At 60.4% G+C, this 16,830-nt stretch carries 14 protein-coding genes and 1 pseudogene; 7 read left to right on the top strand and 8 right to left on the bottom strand.

What is annotated here, in order from left to right:
* The 5 genes from AC1DKD_RS30375 to AC1DKD_RS30355 all read right to left on the bottom strand — a co-directional run.
* Positions 1–1,307, bottom strand: a 1,307-nt coding sequence (locus tag AC1DKD_RS30375) for a lipopolysaccharide biosynthesis protein (protein ID WP_477144079.1), incomplete at its 3' end; no start/stop codon positions are given.
* Positions 1,308–1,379: 72 nt separating this feature from the next.
* Entirely contained in the window at positions 1,380–2,657 is a 1,278-nt protein-coding gene (tviB, locus tag AC1DKD_RS30370) for a Vi polysaccharide biosynthesis UDP-N-acetylglucosamine C-6 dehydrogenase TviB (RefSeq protein WP_441625760.1), read from the bottom strand.
* A 100-nt stretch (positions 2,658–2,757) separates the two neighbouring features.
* Complete coding sequence (locus AC1DKD_RS30365) at positions 2,758–4,821, bottom strand: GNVR domain-containing protein (protein ID WP_477144078.1); 2,064 nt, start codon at positions 4,819–4,821, stop codon at positions 2,758–2,760.
* A 20-nt stretch (positions 4,822–4,841) separates the two neighbouring features.
* The gene (locus tag AC1DKD_RS30360) at positions 4,842–5,279 is read right to left on the bottom strand and encodes a low molecular weight protein-tyrosine-phosphatase (RefSeq protein WP_441625764.1); all 438 of its coding nucleotides are present in this window, start codon (positions 5,277–5,279) and stop codon (positions 4,842–4,844) included.
* Positions 5,276–6,415, bottom strand: coding sequence for a polysaccharide biosynthesis/export family protein (locus AC1DKD_RS30355; RefSeq protein ID WP_477144080.1), 1,140 nt, complete (start codon positions 6,413–6,415; stop codon positions 5,276–5,278). The genes AC1DKD_RS30360 and AC1DKD_RS30355 overlap by 4 nt, the downstream gene beginning before the upstream one ends.
* 1,060 nt (positions 6,416–7,475) lie before the next feature.
* Here AC1DKD_RS30355 and AC1DKD_RS30350 point away from each other — a divergent pair.
* From AC1DKD_RS30350 to AC1DKD_RS30330, 5 genes are all read left to right on the top strand, one after another.
* Positions 7,476–7,817: a hypothetical protein gene (locus AC1DKD_RS30350; protein WP_441625768.1), complete on the top strand. Its 342-nt coding sequence runs from the start codon at positions 7,476–7,478 to the stop codon at positions 7,815–7,817.
* A gap of 419 nt (positions 7,818–8,236) precedes the next feature.
* Positions 8,237–8,725, top strand: a complete 489-nt coding sequence (locus tag AC1DKD_RS30345) for a hypothetical protein (protein ID WP_441625770.1) — start codon at positions 8,237–8,239, stop codon at positions 8,723–8,725.
* Positions 8,726–8,888: 163 nt separating this feature from the next.
* Positions 8,889–10,163, top strand: coding sequence for an SDR family oxidoreductase (locus AC1DKD_RS30340; RefSeq protein ID WP_477144077.1), 1,275 nt, complete (start codon positions 8,889–8,891; stop codon positions 10,161–10,163).
* On the top strand, positions 10,160–10,642 hold the full coding sequence (locus AC1DKD_RS30335; protein WP_441625774.1) for a DUF2269 family protein: 483 nt from the start codon (positions 10,160–10,162) through the stop codon (positions 10,640–10,642). Before AC1DKD_RS30340 ends, AC1DKD_RS30335 begins: the two co-directional genes overlap by 4 nt.
* Positions 10,643–10,763: 121 nt before the next feature.
* Complete coding sequence (locus AC1DKD_RS30330; RefSeq protein ID WP_441625776.1) at positions 10,764–11,924, top strand: GGDEF domain-containing protein; 1,161 nt, start codon at positions 10,764–10,766, stop codon at positions 11,922–11,924.
* A gap of 116 nt (positions 11,925–12,040) precedes the next feature.
* Here AC1DKD_RS30330 and AC1DKD_RS30325 read toward each other — a convergent pair whose 3' ends face one another.
* Positions 12,041–12,502, bottom strand: a complete 462-nt coding sequence (locus AC1DKD_RS30325; protein ID WP_441625778.1) for a CopD family protein — start codon at positions 12,500–12,502, stop codon at positions 12,041–12,043.
* Between the two features lie 265 nt (positions 12,503–12,767).
* Between AC1DKD_RS30325 and AC1DKD_RS30320 the strand changes: the two genes are divergently transcribed.
* Both AC1DKD_RS30320 and AC1DKD_RS30315 read left to right on the top strand, forming a co-directional pair.
* Complete coding sequence (locus tag AC1DKD_RS30320) at positions 12,768–14,741, top strand: sensor domain-containing diguanylate cyclase (protein WP_441625780.1); 1,974 nt, start codon at positions 12,768–12,770, stop codon at positions 14,739–14,741.
* A 108-nt stretch (positions 14,742–14,849) separates the two neighbouring features.
* The gene (locus AC1DKD_RS30315) at positions 14,850–15,311 is read left to right on the top strand and encodes an N-acetyltransferase family protein (protein WP_477144076.1); all 462 of its coding nucleotides are present in this window, start codon (positions 14,850–14,852) and stop codon (positions 15,309–15,311) included.
* An 84-nt stretch (positions 15,312–15,395) separates the two neighbouring features.
* On the opposite strand, the gene AC1DKD_RS30310 is transcribed toward AC1DKD_RS30315, so the two are convergent.
* Together AC1DKD_RS30310 and AC1DKD_RS30305 are read right to left on the bottom strand one after the other, a co-directional pair.
* The gene (locus AC1DKD_RS30310; RefSeq protein WP_441625784.1) at positions 15,396–16,016 is read right to left on the bottom strand and encodes a class I SAM-dependent methyltransferase; all 621 of its coding nucleotides are present in this window, start codon (positions 16,014–16,016) and stop codon (positions 15,396–15,398) included.
* 724 nt (positions 16,017–16,740) lie between these two features.
* A pseudogene (locus AC1DKD_RS30305) lies at positions 16,741–16,830 on the bottom strand (hydrolase); the annotation flags it as partial.

The raw sequence follows: 16,830 nt of genomic DNA, 5'->3' as shown, positions 1-16,830 counted from the left end.
GACTTCGCTATCGCAGCATTGGCATTTGTTCCTAAACCGGCAGTCTTCGAAAATATGAAATAGCATACGAGGTAAAAAAGCGCACTCGATATCGCATATGCTTCCGATGCATAGTTTGGCGAAAGCTTAAGCACGGCTACAACAAATCCGACCCTCAGTACGAGACCGCTTGTAGTCAAGATCAACATCTCGCGCTGTTTTTCCCTGACGTGCATTACCATAGAGATCGGGGACGCAACCAGTTGAGCGATGAACCACGGGGTCATCCAGGCAACGAGGGATCCTGCGCGCTGCCAACCATCTCCGAACAACAGGGGAAATGCTTTTTCCGCAACCATTCCCGCAAATAAAATTGGGCCAACACCAATTCTTACTAATCCCTGAACAATCCTTCCAGTGAATATATCCAGGGTATTATTTCTATACTCTGCAATCGCGTTGGCCAAATATACTTGAGAAACCGCCCCTCCTACAAGGCTGACAGGTATTTGCATCGCCTTCATACCAAGCAAAAGGTACCCAACCTCATTACTAGCGACAGCGGCACCGATTAATATAATCGGAATCTGTATTGCCGCCGTATTTACCAACACCTCGAATGCTGAGAATTTTGGATAGCTACTATATCTTTTTAAAACGGTCAGCATTCTCGACAACCCAACCCCTCTAAAGCTGCCCCGATCTGACCGCCATAGATGGAGTCCCACGCTCGTTGTCCCCGCGCCGCTCGATATAGTTTGGCCAAGTATCAGACCAAATGGAGTTGACTTTAACAAGCCGAAAATAAATTGAATCGATATTCCCGATATAGATTRCACCAGTTTAGTTTTCGCAATTACAGGAAACCACTTCTTTCTTATTGCCCAAAACTGAACAATGCTATATAGGCCTGTCGTCATAATCCCTATTGGAAGCATCCATAGATACGGGACTAATTCCTTATTCTTCAAAAAAGCGCCAAATTCCGGTCCGCCTAAAACCACGATGATGGTCGTGATTAGCGATATAGCTATCAGAAAGACTGTCGATAGCACAACTAAATTTGCSGCATCCTCGTCGGACTCTGCCAGAGGAATCGCCGCCTCCAGCCGCAAGCATGCTGCGACGGAAATAATTCCAAGCAAGGCGCTGTAAACGGCCAATGCGCTGAAGTCGCTTGGCGTGTATAGCCTTGTTAACAGTGGCAATGAAAGCACCGTGAGTGCCTGCGCAAGGCTGGTGCCGCCGGCCAATACCGTCACTGATCTAACAATTTTGTTTGATCTAATTATTTTAAATTTCTCTAGTATTGCACGGCTGGCGGCCATCGACGGAATTCCACTAACTCTTTGCGCAGGGTAGTACCACGTAGTTCATGCGGGCACTAACGATCTGACACCTCACAGTCTGGCGTCTACGTCACTCTTGGCTAATATTCCCTTCACGTCGTAGATGACACCGCGGTTATTAAGGAGCCCGCGAAGCGCGTTGATACCCAAAGTCTTGAACTCTTCATGGCCAACAGCTATAACCACGGCGTCATATTTCTCCGAATCTTGCAAGTCAGACTGGAGCTCGATGCCGTACTCCCTCCTGGCCTCCGTAAGATCAGCCCAGGGGTCGAAGACTTCCACTCGCGCGCCAAAAGCCCTTAATTCAGATACGAGATCTATTACACGGGTATTCCTCAAATCTGGGCAATTCTCTTTGAATGTAAAACCCAAAACCAATACTCTGGCACCAGAGATCGCATGGCCCTTTTTGATCATGAGCTTTACAACTTCGGACGCGATGTGCTGACCCATTGCATCGTTGATTCGACGGCAAGCGAGCAGGATATCCGGATAGTAGCCAACGGACTGAGCCTTCTGAATCAAATAATATGGATCCACGCCAATGCAGTGGCCTCCTACCAACCCTGCTCTAAATGGCAGAAAATTCCATTTGGTACCGGCGGCTTCCAAAACTTCGGTAGTGTCAATACCGAGTCGATGAAAAATCAGTGAGAATTCATTGATCAAGGCTATATTAGCGTCACGCTGGGTGTTCTCAATGACCTTAGAGGCTTCTGCGACCTTGATGCTGCTAGCCTTATGGGTTCCAGCATTAATAATCTGCCTGTACAACTGATCAACTACTTCCGCTATCTCAGGCGTGCTACCGCTAGTCACCTTCTTGATACCCGGCAGGCGGCGCTCCTTGTCACCTGGATTGATTCGCTCCGGACTATAGCCGCAGTAGAAGTCAACGTTAAATTTCTTGCCGCTAAATTTCTCCAGAACGGGCACGCATACTTCTTCGGTCGCGCCTGGATAAACGGTTGATTCATAAATCACGATTGCACCACTCGGCATGATTCGGCCGACTGCCTCGCTTGCTTTAATCAGTGGCGTCAGGTCTGGACGCTTCGTATCGTCAACCGGTGTAGGAACTGTGACGATAAAGACCGTGCACTCTCTAAGATCATCAGGATTGCCAGTAAAGCTCAGCTTGTCGGCCTCATGGAGTTCTTCACCGTCAACCTCCATAGTTCTGTCCTGTCCAGAATTTAGCTCCGCAATTCTTGACGTACTGATGTCATAACCGATGACTGGCGTTTTTTTGCCGAACTCGACGGCTAGCGGGAGACCAACGTAGCCGAGGCCGATAACGGCGATCTTATGGGTGCTAAGTATCATATGTAATTTATTAAACACAGGTATCAATTAACGATGATTTTTTGACCTACCACCCACTCCATATTCAACCCTCTATATATATATTTTATTTTAATTAATTCTAACTTCTTGCTTTTTCAATTTCGCTAGCATAGCCGTAGTAAGCATATCGATATCTACCATACTTCGATCCGTATCCGTAACGATATGCGCTTGCGTCCAAACCATTAAACACGACACCATTTACATCGGCGTTTGATTGCCGAAGTTGCTTGGTTGATTCTGATATTTCGCCTATGGTTGTCTTCTCAAAACGAGAATCCAGGTTCTCAAAGACGTTGCGGTGTACGGCTTCATCGAAACCGATTCTTCCCACAAGCACATCGGAGAGGCCACGCTGCCGCTCTTGCCCGAAGTACTGATTGAGATAGCCTTTCCGCATGTCCGCATCGACCAGTAGCACGCGCTTCCCGCCGGAAGCCATCACCAGTGCCAGGTTTGCAGAGATGAAGGACTTCCCAACCCCCGGTGTAGGGCCGGTCAGCAACACGCGATTGTTGTCCGCATCTAGCATTGCAAACTGCAACGCGGTACGCAGGCTACGCAGGCTTTCAATGGATGGGTCATTGGGGTAGCGATCCGCCAGTAGGAACTTGCCGCGTTTACGAAGACGGATCTCTTCACTGAGTATCGCTTGCTGCTGCGCCAACGGTACTGTCGCGTAGACGTTAAGGCCGCTATGTTGCTCGATATCCTGCGAGTCGGTGATACCGCCATAGAGTGCGTTACGCACGAAAGCAGCAACCACGCCCAGCAGCAGGCCAACAATGCCGGCGAGCGCGATGGTCAGGCTCTTCTTGGGCTTGATGGGTTCTTCCGGAACGGGCGCATTGTCCAGCAACCGTACGTTGCCGACCTTGCCGGCCTTGACCAGCTTGAGTTGCTGCATATTGTTGAGCAGCCCCACATAAAGGTCGTTGTTGACCTGCACATCACGCATGAGGCGCAGAGTGTCCTGCTCCACGTTGGGGAACGTCTTCATACGAGCTGCCATGCCACCCACTTTTGCGCTTAAGGTGGCAATCTGCTGATCCAGTGCCTGAATGCTCGGATGGGTCGCGGTAAACCGAGTCAGCAGTTCAGTACGTTTCTGCTTCAACTCAAGCAGGCTCGTTTCGGCAGTCACGCTCTCCTGCAGGAATGCTTTTCCTTCTTCGCTCAGGTTGAACGTATTGCGCTTGTTGCGCATCTCGTTGTACCTGACTTCAGCGCGCTCAAGCTCAGTCTTGAGCTGAGGGAGCAGGTCACCGAGAAAGACCAGGGACTTCTCTGCCTCGGCGGCTTTGCGCTTGATGTTCTGAGCGACATATTCGTCGCCGATATCATTAAGAATGCTGGCGGTAAGCTTCGGGTTGGTGCCATCCAGCGAGGCGCCGATGATGCCACTCTGCTTACCTTTCTCGGCAATCTTGAGTTGATCCTGGAGCTTCTCCAGCGTCTGCAATCGCGACGCACGTACCAGATTGAAGATGATGCCGGGCTTGGCCTTGAGGTCGGTCACCAGGAGGGAGAAACGTCCTGCATTCTGTTCCGCCTGCAGCAACTCCCCTACTCGGCCCTCCAACGGCTGGTCCAGGCTGTCTTGCTCGAGCCGGTAGCGGCCCTCGCCCAGCGCCACCAGGTTGAACTTCTCCCCTTCCAGGGAATCCGGCACATCGAAGCGATCGACGCTAATCGACTCTTTTGCCCACGCATAGCCGCCAAAGCCCAGCAAACCCGGTTCGGATAGTCCTTTCGCGCGGCTGGCAATCCACGCCCCGACAAATGGCAGGTATTTCGGCTTGGCGGATATGTAGAGGTGCAGGTTGTCCACGGCCTTTCCAACCACCATGCGCGAGCGAAGAATCTCGATCTCCGCGGTCGCCTCCGCCTTCACATCAAACAGACTGGACACGTCGCCCAACAGGCTCTTTGCGCTGTTCGGGTTGTCTTCGACCTGGACCAGAATATCTGCCTGGTACACCGGTCGGGCCAAAAATGCATACGCAACACCAAGCGCAAGCACCACGGCGGCAATCGTCACGATCAGCCAGCGGCTGGCGATCAACACGTCCAGATACCGAACGAGATCGATTTCGTCTTCCGGCGGTCCGGCAACAGCAACAGGGGGAGGATTCTGATTCATAAGCTCAACTGCGAATGCTGTTAACGGAGCGCCTGGATGCGCGGCACCCAAACTTCCACGCCACGCTGGATCAACTGCAGCGCGTTCTCAAAGGCGGGGAGCGCCTCGCGATATGGGTCCGGCACATCGAACCTGGCAAGTTCGCCAAGCCGGAATACCCGCCCCGTCGTCGCCGGATACTGTCGCTGGATCTCCTGCTTTTGCGGGTTGTCCATCACCAGGATCAAATCGGCTTGCGTGGCGATTGCGCGATTGAGCTGGCGCGCACGGTGGCCGGTAATGTCCAGGCCCAGGCCACTCATCAATGCAACCGCGTGCGGATCGGCCGGTTGGCCAACCAGCGCGCCCAACCCGGCCGACACGACATTCGCCTCGGGCAGCGCTTGCTTAAGCAGCGCTTCCGCCATCGGACTGCGGCAAATGTTGCCTATGCACACTACGAGCACGGTCTTGATCATTTGATCGTGTTCGCGGTGGAGTTGAAGAAGTTGCCGCTCGGGAGCAACTGGTTGATCACGCGGCTCCAGCGGACTACCCCGGCTGCGTCGACATACACGACGTCCTTGGGTTTCAGTTCGAACGATTCCGCCAGCGCCAGCGACACGGGCGACTTTCCGTCAAGGTGGAAGACTTCAGCTTCGCCGTCCACGTTCTTGCGAATCACATAGAGTTCCTTCGCATCGGCGGAAACGGGATTGACGCCGCCGGCTTCGCCAATCGCTTCATTCAGCGTGAGGCGGCCATTGCGCGGCAGAATCGTCGATGGCCGCACCACTTCGCCGGTGACAAACACCTTGCTGTCTTCGCGCTGTTCCACACGCACGATGTCGCCATTGCGCAGCATGACGCGTGCGGGGTCGATGCCTTGTTGCAGTAGCGCGGGCAGATTGACAAAGTAGTTCTTGCCGCTACGGGCAATGCGAATGCGGCTGTTGTCGCCGGTGGTGACATTGACGCCGCCGGCGCGATTGAGTGCTTCAACCAGCGTCATCGGCACGTCGTCGATGTTCTGCGGGCCGGGGGTCTTCACTTCGCCATCCAGGTACACGCGCTTGCTGCGGAAGGCGAGCACGCGCACGGTCACCTGGGGCATGTTGACGACGCCCTTCAATTGCTTGCTGAGCTCGCCACGGATCTGGTCCGGCGTTCTGCCGAGAACAGTGAGTACGCCTGCGTACGGAAACTGGATGGTGCCGGCGGGGCTGACCACGTATCCCGGTACGTTGGCTGCGCCACTATAGTTGGGAATCTCGTACGCGGATCCGATGGAGTAGGTCTGGGTGGGGAACACGAGTTCGGGGTGGTCCCACACGACGATGGAGAGGATGTCGCCAACGCCTGCCGTATAGGGCTCCGGCGTGCCAAACAGTTCGCTTACATCTGCGTTGGCCGGCGTGGCGGCGGCTTTCATCGCGCGCACCAGGGCGGGGGTGATGGGGGTGACTTTGGGTACGGTATTCGGATCTTCCGGATCAAGCGGGCGCTGCGGATCGAAGCGCATCCCCGGCRCCAATGCGCAGGATGCCAGCAACGGAATCATCCCCAGCAACAGTACCGCTCTACGGTAAGACAGAAGGCTTGAAAGCTTGAACACGTCTTGATAATTCCCTTGAAACCCGAAAGGTCCGCACTCCCGCCCGTCTCCTGGCCGGGGATTGCTGCGACGAAGCCGCTTATCCAACATGGCACACGTCGGTGCCTTTCCACTACCTGGGCGTGCCGGGCGGAGATGAACTTTGCGGCGATGACTTTGTGATGCGTGCGCTATTTCCTTGCACTGCATCACAGCGTTGAGCCCGGCGAAGTGTATGGCTCATGGGGGTCGCTCTTCAAGGCGGCGCGGGCGTTTTTGCCCTGTTTTCTATCCCCACTGAAGAGTGGACCCGACAAAGGGAGGGATGTCATCAGAAGCGGTGATGCAGAAGAATTCAGCTTGTTTTCATAGTGGAAAATTCCGTCATTTCCTGGGGTTTTGGTTCGCTTTTTTCGCTTCGGCTTTTCATTGCATATTTGCTGCGTTGTCCGGAATCTTCTTTGCGGGCGCGAAGAGATTTCTTGCGTTGCGGCGGATTCTTCCGCCATCCCTTTGCATGTTCGGAAAATCCGGCAATACGAATATTCCGGTACCCCCACAAGGGAGGGAAAGCGCGTAGCCGCGAGGACTGCCATGCTGACTCAATTCCGTGCGTGAAGGCGATCGCGTAAAGCGGGCAATTACCGATAGAGCCAGCGCTTTGCTTGCGGCCACTTGCACACGCATGCGGTACCTCACGAAAGTCGGAAGCACCATAAAAAAAAAGGGTGTAGGCGCGGGGAGTGCCTACACCCTATCGGGAATTAGCAAGGGGTCACGCTTGCTGATCTGGATTATTGAGGCGCGCGGTACCCGCTGTTACCCCGCTTAGGTAGGCCCCACGCTTAGGTGGGGAATGCACGGCGTCCAGGCCGCCCGAAGTGTCCGCGGATGGTCGATTCGGCAAGCCTGCGCGAGTGATTCCTACCAAGGCAGGGTACCGGTGCGGCGCTGTCGAAATCAGAATTCACCGGTGATTCATCACGGGTCAGGCATCTGTCCATCCGCGCTGGCCAATGCACGATTTTTTGCGTGGGCGCGCGTTGGAGATAACTGACGCAAACTCGAAGGGCAGAGGCGGATGCTGGATTTAACCGAGAAGCATATGGAGGCCGGGGCTACAGCATTCGGAGCGCGGGAGGCCTGGGTCGAGGCGCACCTGACGCCGTCGGGCTGGACATATGGCAGCTATAAGGATGAGGACGCACCCCCGGTCCTGGTCTCGACGCCCAGCGAGGCGGTGCTGACGGTCAGGCGACACTATATTGTTGGTGGCGGCGCCGCTCCCCGGAGGCTCAGCGAGGTCCGCACAACGCGCACGGACTCCACGCGAGAAATCATCCGCTTGCTGGAAACCTTCGGTGAGCCGCATTTCAATTTCAGGACGCTTCAGGTGCCGAGGGTACCCGGCGTTGGGTTGTGACAGGATTTTGACTCCAGCGCCGTGGGCAGTGCACAGTCCGAGGCTGGAGCGCCGTTCATGCCACCTCGGGCGGACACGGATCGTTCCTTGTATCTGCCCTGTTTTCCGCACCGCGCCGGAACGACAGCCTGGCCGCCATGCCACCGCTGACCGCCTGGCGACAGCGCGCCCGCCTCTAGCCCCGAAGGATGACAGGCTAGGTCAAACGGCGCATTGACAGTGCGCCGCCAGGGCCTAACATCGGCTTATTCCCACTCAATTGCCTCGCTGCAGCCAGATCCTGCCGAAAGCCGCAATGCAAGCGCCTTAACCGGCATACGTATACACTGCCGTTTTTTCGCTGGATACAGGCCCGGCAAAGCCGTGCCGAGGGCGGTGCCCGAACGGCCGATAGCAACGAAACAATAGCTGATAGAACAATGAAAGTTTCGACTACCAACGTCCTCAACATCCTGGAGCAGGACGAAATCGCCGCGGTGCGTGATCTGGCGCGCATGGTTTCGCACCCTCGGTCCTTCGTCCTGCTGCGGGCCGCCTTCGTGCTGATGGCCGTGGTGGCCGTGCTGTGTTTCGCGGCCGGTAGCTTCCAGTTGTCCGGCTTTGAGAACGTGGGGATCGGTGCGGCGATACTGGCCGCGCTGCTGTTCCTCGCCGAGCGCCGCTGGTTTGGCAACCGCGACGAGGTAGTGGTGCCGGCGGCGCAAGTCGATGCGCTGCGCACGCAGCTTCGCCCGGAGATGTTTGGCAAGCTGGAGGAAGTCGCAAAGCGCCTGACGCATGATGGCCCGGGGGACGGGATTATCCGGGTTCGCACTTTGTGGCAGTTCTTGTCGGAGTCCGTGGCAAGCGATACGCTCAAGCGCCGCAATGCGCGGCGCTCCCCCACCAAGGAATCGCGGACGGGCTGAGTCGCCTTACGCGCGCGGAGCGGCAAGGCCGCCCTCCCTTCGAGTCACCCTTTCCGCTCATACTGCCGGGATGCCGCCCCCCCCACGCGGCATCCCTTGACTTCCGGTCACTCGTTCTGTAATTTCTGTTTACACAGAAATTACAGAAACAACAGGTGACACGATGCGGATTTTGGTGGCGGGGGCTAGCGGGCTGGTGGGATCGGTTTTGGTGATCCGTTTGCTGGCCCAAGGGCATCACGTGGTGGCGCTGGCGCGGCGGCCCGGTGCGCTTGCGCGCCATCCCCGGCTGCACTGCATCGCGGGCGACCTGACTGCCTGGACCACGCCGGCGCATTGGCGCGCTGCCTTGCACGGCGTCGATGCCGTCCTCAATGCGGCAGGGATCTTCCGGGAAAGCGGGCGGCAACRCTTCCAGGCACTGCACGTGGATATGCCGCGCGCGCTGATGCTGGCTTGCGAGCAGGCTGGCGTGCGCCGCATGGTCCAGCTTTCCGCGCTCGGCGCGGCTCGCGATGCCGCTACCGCTTACTGGCGCAGCAAGGGCATGGCCGACCATGCCTTGCGGGGCAGCAAGCTGGACTGGTTGATCGTGCAGCCGTCGCTGGTATATGCGCCATCGGGCCGCAGCGCCACTTTGTTCCGGCGGCTGGCGGCACTTCCCGTGCTGCCGGTGCCGGCGGGTGCCGGGCATGTACAGCCCATCCATATCGACGACCTGGTGGCGCTGCTGGCCAATGCGCTCGGCGGGAACTGCGCGGGCCGGCGCACCGTGCCAGCGGTCGGCCCCGCCCGGCTCGGGGTTGCCGGCTGGCTTGGCGCTCTCAGGGCCGGCATGGGCCTGCGCCCGGCACGGTGGCTGCGCGTGCCGGGCTGGCTCGCTGGCCTGTGCGCGGCGGGCCTGGCGAGACTTCCGGGCGGCCTTGTCGACCGCGACAGCCTGCTCATGCTGCGCACCGACAACAGCGCCAGCCCGCGCGCTGCCGCCGCGCTGGCCGGGCGGCCCTTGCGCGCGCCGGCCACCTTTGCCTCACCCGCCGAGCGGCTGCCCTCCTTGCTGTACTGGTACTTGCGCCTCGCCAGGCTCGCCATTGCCGCTGTCTGGCTGGGCACCGCCTATGCCTGCTTCGCGGATCCGGCGGCCGGCGCGGCCTTGCTGCGCGATGCGGGCCTGCCGCCCGGCTGGCGCTTGCCGCTTGTCTGGTTCGGCGCCGGCCTGGACCTGGCGCTAGGTTTGCTGGTGCTGTGGCGGCCCACGCGCGCCGTGTGGGCGGCGCAACTGGCGCTGGTGCTTGGCTATACCGCGCTGATCACCTGGCTGGTGCCGGCGTGGTGGGCTCATCCCTTCGGGCCGGTCCTGAAGAACCTGCCGATGCTGGCCTGGTTCGTTTTCTTCCCCCAGATAGACCCCGATGCGCAGACCGAGGAGCAAGCATGACCTACCTGATCGTCAAGTGGCTGCACATCTTGTCCGCCACCTTTATGTTTGGCACGGGCTTTGGCACCGCCTTCTATATGTTCTTTGTCAATCGCAGCCGCAATGTGCAGGCCATGGCCGTGGTGACTCGCTGGGTGGTGCGCGCCGACACCTGGATCACCGCGCCCGCGGTGGTCTTCCAGCCGTTGAGCGGGCTTTACATGATGCACGCGGCGGGATACGCGCCATCGGCCTCCTGGTTGTGGATTTCCCTGTCGCTCTATGCGCTCGCGGGTGCTTGCTGGCTGCCGGTGCTGTGGCTGCAATGGCGGATGCGCGATATGGCCGGGCAGGCCGCGCTGGCATCGCACGGCGCGGCGGACACCCGCGCGCTTGCGGCGCGCTACTGGTTATATGAGCGGATCTGGGTAGCGCTGGGCTTTCCGGCCTTCGGCGGCCTGCTGGTGGTGTACTGGCTGATGGTAAGCAAGCCGGCCTGAGCATCGGGGCCATGGCGGCATTTGGCATGGACATGAACATGGGCAGGGTTGACCCCCAACCTCCGGCCGTCAGTCTTTGGTAGGATTACCGATCGTCACTGACGGACCATGCGCGCTGCCAATGCCCCAGATCGATCTGAGAACGACGGTCTTCCTTTCATCGGTCATGTCGGCCCTGATGTCGGTTGTCCTGCTATCGGCCTACTACAGTTTTCCGCGGACCATCAAGGGGATCGGGTACTGGGTGGCAGGCTCGCTGATCCTGGTCGTCACACCGGTGCTGTTCTGGTTGCGGGGTATCGTCCCGGACTGGCTCTCGATCGTGGTGGGCAACGCGCTGTTGCTCGGCGCCGTTGGCCTGTGGACGCTGGCGATACAGGCGTTCTACGGTCGGCCGCAAACGCGCAGCCTCGCGGCCGGGCTCACGGCGGTGGCGACCCTGCTGCTGGCCTGGTTCGCGCTTGCGGCCCCGAATTATGTGGCCCGGGTGGTCATCGCGACTTTCTTCGTGTCGATCTTCTACGCGATGCAGTGTGTCCTGATCCTGCGCCATGGCGAGCGGCATTTCAGTACCTACTTCTTTGGCGGCCTGATGGCCGCCCAGACGCTGGTGGTGATGGTGCGATTCGCGACCAGCCTGTTCGCCGGCCTGGCCGAGCAGACGCTCTTCGCCCCCGGCGACATCGTCCAGATCCTCTATCTCAGCGCCAACACGTTCATGGTCCTGGCGTTGTCGGTCGCCTTCATGCTGGTGATCACGCGGCGGCTGCATGTGGAACTCGACATCCTCTCCAGGACCGATCCACTGACGCAGTTGCTCAATCGCCGCGCGCTGTACGATGCCGGCCAGCGTGAGCTGGACCGGATGCAGGTGGATGGCGGAGAGATGGCCTTGCTGCTGATCGACCTGGACCACTTCAAGCGCGTCAACGACAGCCTGGGACATGCCGAAGGCGACCGGGTGCTGAAGGAGTTTTCGGCCATGCTCAAGCGCGAGTTGCCGGCCCATGCCTATCCCGGCCGCTTCGGCGGCGAGGAGTTCCTGGTGTTGCTGCCGCGTACCGGCATGGACGGCGCGCTGGCCCTGGCCGAGCGCCTGAGGTCGATGTCCGCCCGGTTTTTCGGCAGGCCTATTGCCGAGCTCACCATCAGCATCGGCGTGGCCTGCCTGGATAAGACGGAAACGCGCCTCGATGGCGCCATTGGCCGTGCCGACCTGGCACTCTACCGCGCCAAGAGCGCGGGCAGGAACCGGGTCGAGGCGGTGATGGAAGCCGCTTGAGCCGTTGCCTCCGGGGCGGGTCCGCTGGCCCCGCGCGTTAGTCCGGGATCATGCCGCAAGGCAGGTTGGCCACCGCGCCCGGGACCGGGGCGCCCGGAAGGCGACCCCGCGCGAAATCAGGCGAGCAGCCGGCCCAGCGTTGCCACCGCGATGGTTAGCGCGCCGAGCAGCAGGTTCAGGCCCACGGCCTGCCGGATGCGACCCAGCGCGGCGCCGCCGGCTTTCCAGTCCTGCGCGTCGACGGCGCGGCGGAGTGCGCCATACGGGCCAAAGTACACATAGGCAAAGATCGCGATCATGACCAGCCCAATGCCGGACATGGCATGCCAGTGCCTGGGCGCCGCGGCGAACCCGACCCCGGCAAGCATGGATATGCCGCTGATGGCGATCAGCGCGACCGCCACCCAGACCCAGGCCAGGAAGCGTGCGAATACCGCACGCCACAGGCGCAACCGCTGCGGCGGCTCGAGCAAGGTGCCCGCGGCCGGGCGCAGGCAGACATAGGCGAAGAACATGCCGCCCACCCACAGCGTGACGCCGGCGATATGCAGGAAATGGAGTACGGGATCGAGGGTCATTGGGGGAGGATTTCCTGCTGGCGGGCTGCGGCCGGGCTGGTGACTGTTGGGGGAATGCCGCATTTTAGCCTCCGAAGGCCACTTACGCCGGCGAAAGCCACCGACAAGGCACGTAAGTCCGAGCATCCCTGTCGGCAACGCGGGATTAATACCCCGCTTCTGCTAACCTACGAACCGGGTCAGTAGCCTGCGGTGGAGGACGGGCAGCCGGAACGGAAAGTGCCGGCAATCGGGCTAATCCGAAAACTCCAATAATAAGATACTCATGCGGCACTCCCTAAAGTACCGGGTGGCCTTGGCTACCGCAGTCGTGGTGACGTTCATCATCCTGGCGCGTGCGCTGTTCGCCCAGTATTACGCGTTCCAGAGCCTCAAGGCATTGCGGCAGGCGCAGCAAGAGACGTTGGTCAAGCTCGTCGCCGAACAGCTCGATGAAAAGTTCGAGTCGCGGGCTAACGCCTTGCGCCGCCTGGCTCGCCAGCTGGCGCCCATGCTGGGGCGCTCGCCCGCGGAGATGAAGCACTTCGCTGCCCAGGCCGTCTCCATCCCGGAAACCCTCAATGCCGTGTTCCTGGCGTGGCCCGACGGGAACATGGCGTTCAGCACCGCCGTTCCCGCCGGGCAACGCATCCACCTTTCGGACCGCGACTATTTCCGGGAAGTCGTCCGCGGTTCGGAGTTTGCCGTGTCCGACCTGCTGCGCGGGCGGATGAGCGATTCGCCCGGCGTCGTGCTGGCTGTCCCCTTGCTCGGCCCGGACGGGAAGTTGCTCGCGGTGGTTGGCGGGGCGTTGAATTTCACGGAAAGCAACTTCCTCGGCCAGCTGGCGCACAGCCGGGTTGGCCTGACCGGGAGCTATTGCCTGGTTTCCACCGGCGCCAACCCGCGTTACGCGATGCACCCGGACCCGTCGAAGGTGATGACCCCGGCCAAGGCGCTCGGCGAGGCCTGCGGCCTTGAAGCACCGCGTTCCGACTGGGAAGTCCTCAGCCCGACCCAACCTGTCGTGGCGCGTTACCTGCTCGAATCCAATGGCTGGGAGGTGGTGTCCGTCCTGCCTGCCAGCGAAGCCTACGCGCCCATCATCGAGGCCCGCCGCAAGACGATCATGGCCGCGGGACTCTCCCTCGTGATGGCCGCCCTGATGATGTGGGTCGTAATACGGCGCATGCTGGCGCCCCTGGAGCTGCTGCACCGCGTGGTGAGCGAGGTGCCCAAGGATCCGGCCGCACTGGCCTCGCTGCCCACCAGCCGCAACGACGAGATCGGCGAACTGGCCACCACGTTCGGCGCGGTCATGCGGCAGCTATCCGAACGCGAGGCCGCGCTCTCCGCCGCCAAGGATCGTGCCGCCGAGAGCGAGAAGCGCATCGAGGCCATTGCCAACCACGTGCCCGACTTCATCTCGTTCATCGACATGAACGAGCGCTACATCTTCGTCAACGAGGCCTATGCGCAGCGGTTTGGCCTGCCGGTGCGGCAGATCGTCGGCCTGACGGTGCGCGAGCTGTGGGGCACCCCGGCCTATATGGCATCGAAACCTTACCTGGAGCAGGCCTACCAGGGCACGTCGGTCACCTTCAGCCTCGAAGGCAAGGACGGCGCCGAGTATGTGGAAGTCACGTACCAGCCTGCATGGAATGACGGCCAGGACACGGTCCAGGGACTGTATATGTTCGCGCGGAACGTGACCATCGAGCGCCAGAAATTGCGCAGCCTGGAAGCGCAGACGCTGACGGATCACCTGACTGGCCTGCTCAACCGCAAGGGTTTCGACCGCCGCATGGCCGAGGCCATGACCCGCGCCAGCGCCGACCACATCAACGCAGCGCTCCTGCTGGTGGATGTCGACGATTTCAAGGCCATCAACGACACCTATGGCCATGCCGTTGGCGACCGGTTGCTGGCTGCGTTCGGCGAGCGCCTGACCGCGTGCGTGCGCACGGGCGATGCGGTGGCCCGGATCGGCGGCGACGAATTCGGCATCGTGCTGGACGAGGCGTTCAGTACGGCGACGCTGGAACGCATCGCCCAGGCCATCGTGCAAGCGGCAACGCGCGCGCATTTCATCGAAGGCCATACCATCGTGGCGACGGCCAGCGTGGGCATTGCCATTCATTACCCCGATGACGGCCAGACCACGAACGAGCTCTTCATGCGCGCCGACATGGCGCTCTACGAAGCCAAGCGTGGCGGCAAGGCCCGGTATACACCGCCCACGTCGAGCAGCCGGGCTTAGTCCGGCCTGGCATGGCTTGCCCCGGACGGCCGTCCCCGGCCACAATGCAGGCTGGCGGCGCAAGGGTGCCCGCCTTCAAGCCCGTATATCGAACCCGAGGATGACACCGTGACCGACCCGATCCTGATCCGCCCAGCCGAGCCAGGCGATTTCGAAGCATGGAAGGTGCTATGGGATGGCTACAACGCCTTCTATGGCCGCAAGGACGAAACAGCGCTGCCGGCCGAGATCACCCGCATGACCTGGTCGCGTTTCTTCGATGCCTACGAGCCCATGCACGCCCTGGTGGCGGAGCGCTCCGGGCAGTTGCTCGGGCTGGTGCATTACCYCTTTCATCGCAGCACCATCCAGATCGGCCCGAGCTGCTACCTGCAAGACCTCTTCACCACCGAGGCGGCGCGCGGCGCTGGCGTGGGCCGCGCGCTGATCGAAGCGGTCTACCAGCGCGCGGAGGCCGCCGGCGCCAGGCGAGTCTACTGGCAGACGCACGAAACCAATACGACGGCGATGAAACTCTACGACAAGGTCGCGGAGAAATCCGGATTCGTCGTTTATCGCAAGCCTGCCTGAGGCGGCAAGGGGTTGCTGGATGTCCGCGCGGGTCGGGCCGTCGCATTGATGCGTTGTTACCACGCCGCCGGACGCCTGGACCGCTCAGCACGGTTCCTTGCGGCACAGGCAGTAGATGAACTTCTGAACCGTCCCGAACGGCGTGTGGTGCTCCTCACGCTCCTGCCGGAGCAGCGTGAATGGCGCACCAAACTCGGCATGTAGCGCGTCAGCGCTGTAGCGCATGACAGGAAGACCGCTGCACTGCTCTGGCCCGTCCTCCGCGAAGGTCGCGACGATGACGCTGCCCCCGGGCTTGACTGCGCGCAACACGGCCCGGACGTAGGCTTCACGCTCCTCAAGCGTGGTCAGAAAGTGAAAGACCGCCCTGTCGTGCCAGACGTCGTAGGCGTGGATGGAAAGCTCCAGTTGCGTAACGTCGCCAACCAGCCACGAGACACGATTTGCACGCTCACCCAGGCGGGCCTTGGCCGCCGACAGCGCGGCGTCAGACAGGTCCAGTACGGTGAGGTTCGTATAGCCCTCGCCGACCAGGTCATCGACCAACGTGGAGGCGCCCCCGCCCACATCGATCATCGCCGCGTCCGGCGCCACACCCGTTTGCCGGATCAGTTCGACGGACTGGCGAGCATGCTCCTGGAACCAGCTCACGCTGGTCGGCCCCTTCGCCGTGTAGACCCGCTCCCAGTGTTCCTTGGATTGCATACGCCCCCTCACAGATGAAACATCGCTAAGTTGCAACCGTCGCAACTCCAACTTTCACTTTACACAAGGTGACTGGAACCAGGGTCACGGTCGGCGCGGAGACCGGGATCGGTTGCGTGCAAATTTCCGGAAATCCGCACCCAGAACCGCGATGACAGCCCATATAGCCGCTCGTCATAAGCCGGATAACAAAACTGTCTGCTGCAATGCGCAAACGCCGCGTTTGCAGGCCTGCTGCGGGCCTATCCTTTGGAGGCGGCTCGCTCGCACAGGAACAACCACCAACAGGAGGTGCAGCATGCTAAAGACAGTTATCTTGCTCGCAGTGGCCAGCGCGGCCCTCGGCTCGGCCGTGGCCTACGGGGGTGTGGGTCCGCGGGACAAATACACGGATGGTGCAAATACCATGGGACCTCGGGATCCCTATGGGGACGGCGCCCGGGTGATGGATCGCCGCGACGTGTTCTCCGATGGAGCCTGCACGGAGAGTGGCGCAACGCGGTGACTGGCCACCCATTATTGAGCATGATTGGGTAGGCATGGGCGCCTGAGGATGTGTGCCCATCTGTGTGCCTGTCTGTGTGCCTATCGCACCGTGCAGCCTTTGATAGCAAGAGCCCCTCGTTGACAGGGGCTCTCTCTTTGCACTCCTTGCTTCTGCCAGCAGCCGTCCTGGGTGTGCTGTTAGACGTTCCCGTTGTTTCAGGCCACGCCTGCCGGCCTGTCAGCGAGCCGGCACCGGCGCGAGGGATTCGTGCGTCGTGGCCGTGCGCTGCGCTGCCTTGTGCACCATGGTGTAGGCATAGTCCACGCC

The organism is Cupriavidus sp. 05T313 (assembly GCF_056396665.1).
This window is presented reverse-complemented; position numbering and strand designations above follow the sequence as displayed.

What these genes read in the sequence shown, in the direction of transcription:
- tviB (WP_441625760.1), bottom strand. Translation starts at nt 2,657, where the DNA reads ATGATACTTAGCACCCATAAGATCGCCGTTATCGGCCTCGGCTACGTT.
- AC1DKD_RS30365 (WP_477144078.1), bottom strand. Translation starts at nt 4,821, where the DNA reads ATGAATCAGAATCCTCCCCCTGTTGCTGTTGCCGGACCGCCGGAAGAC.
- AC1DKD_RS30360 (WP_441625764.1), bottom strand. Translation starts at nt 5,279, where the DNA reads ATGATCAAGACCGTGCTCGTAGTGTGCATAGGCAACATTTGCCGCAGT.
- AC1DKD_RS30350 (WP_441625768.1), top strand. Translation starts at nt 7,476, where the DNA reads ATGCTGGATTTAACCGAGAAGCATATGGAGGCCGGGGCTACAGCATTC.
- AC1DKD_RS30345 (WP_441625770.1), top strand. Translation starts at nt 8,237, where the DNA reads ATGAAAGTTTCGACTACCAACGTCCTCAACATCCTGGAGCAGGACGAA.
- AC1DKD_RS30335 (WP_441625774.1), top strand. Translation starts at nt 10,160, where the DNA reads ATGACCTACCTGATCGTCAAGTGGCTGCACATCTTGTCCGCCACCTTT.
- AC1DKD_RS30330 (WP_441625776.1), top strand. Translation starts at nt 10,764, where the DNA reads ATGCCCCAGATCGATCTGAGAACGACGGTCTTCCTTTCATCGGTCATG.
- AC1DKD_RS30325 (WP_441625778.1), bottom strand. Translation starts at nt 12,502, where the DNA reads ATGACCCTCGATCCCGTACTCCATTTCCTGCATATCGCCGGCGTCACG.
- AC1DKD_RS30320 (WP_441625780.1), top strand. Translation starts at nt 12,768, where the DNA reads ATGCGGCACTCCCTAAAGTACCGGGTGGCCTTGGCTACCGCAGTCGTG.
- AC1DKD_RS30310 (WP_441625784.1), bottom strand. Translation starts at nt 16,016, where the DNA reads ATGCAATCCAAGGAACACTGGGAGCGGGTCTACACGGCGAAGGGGCCG.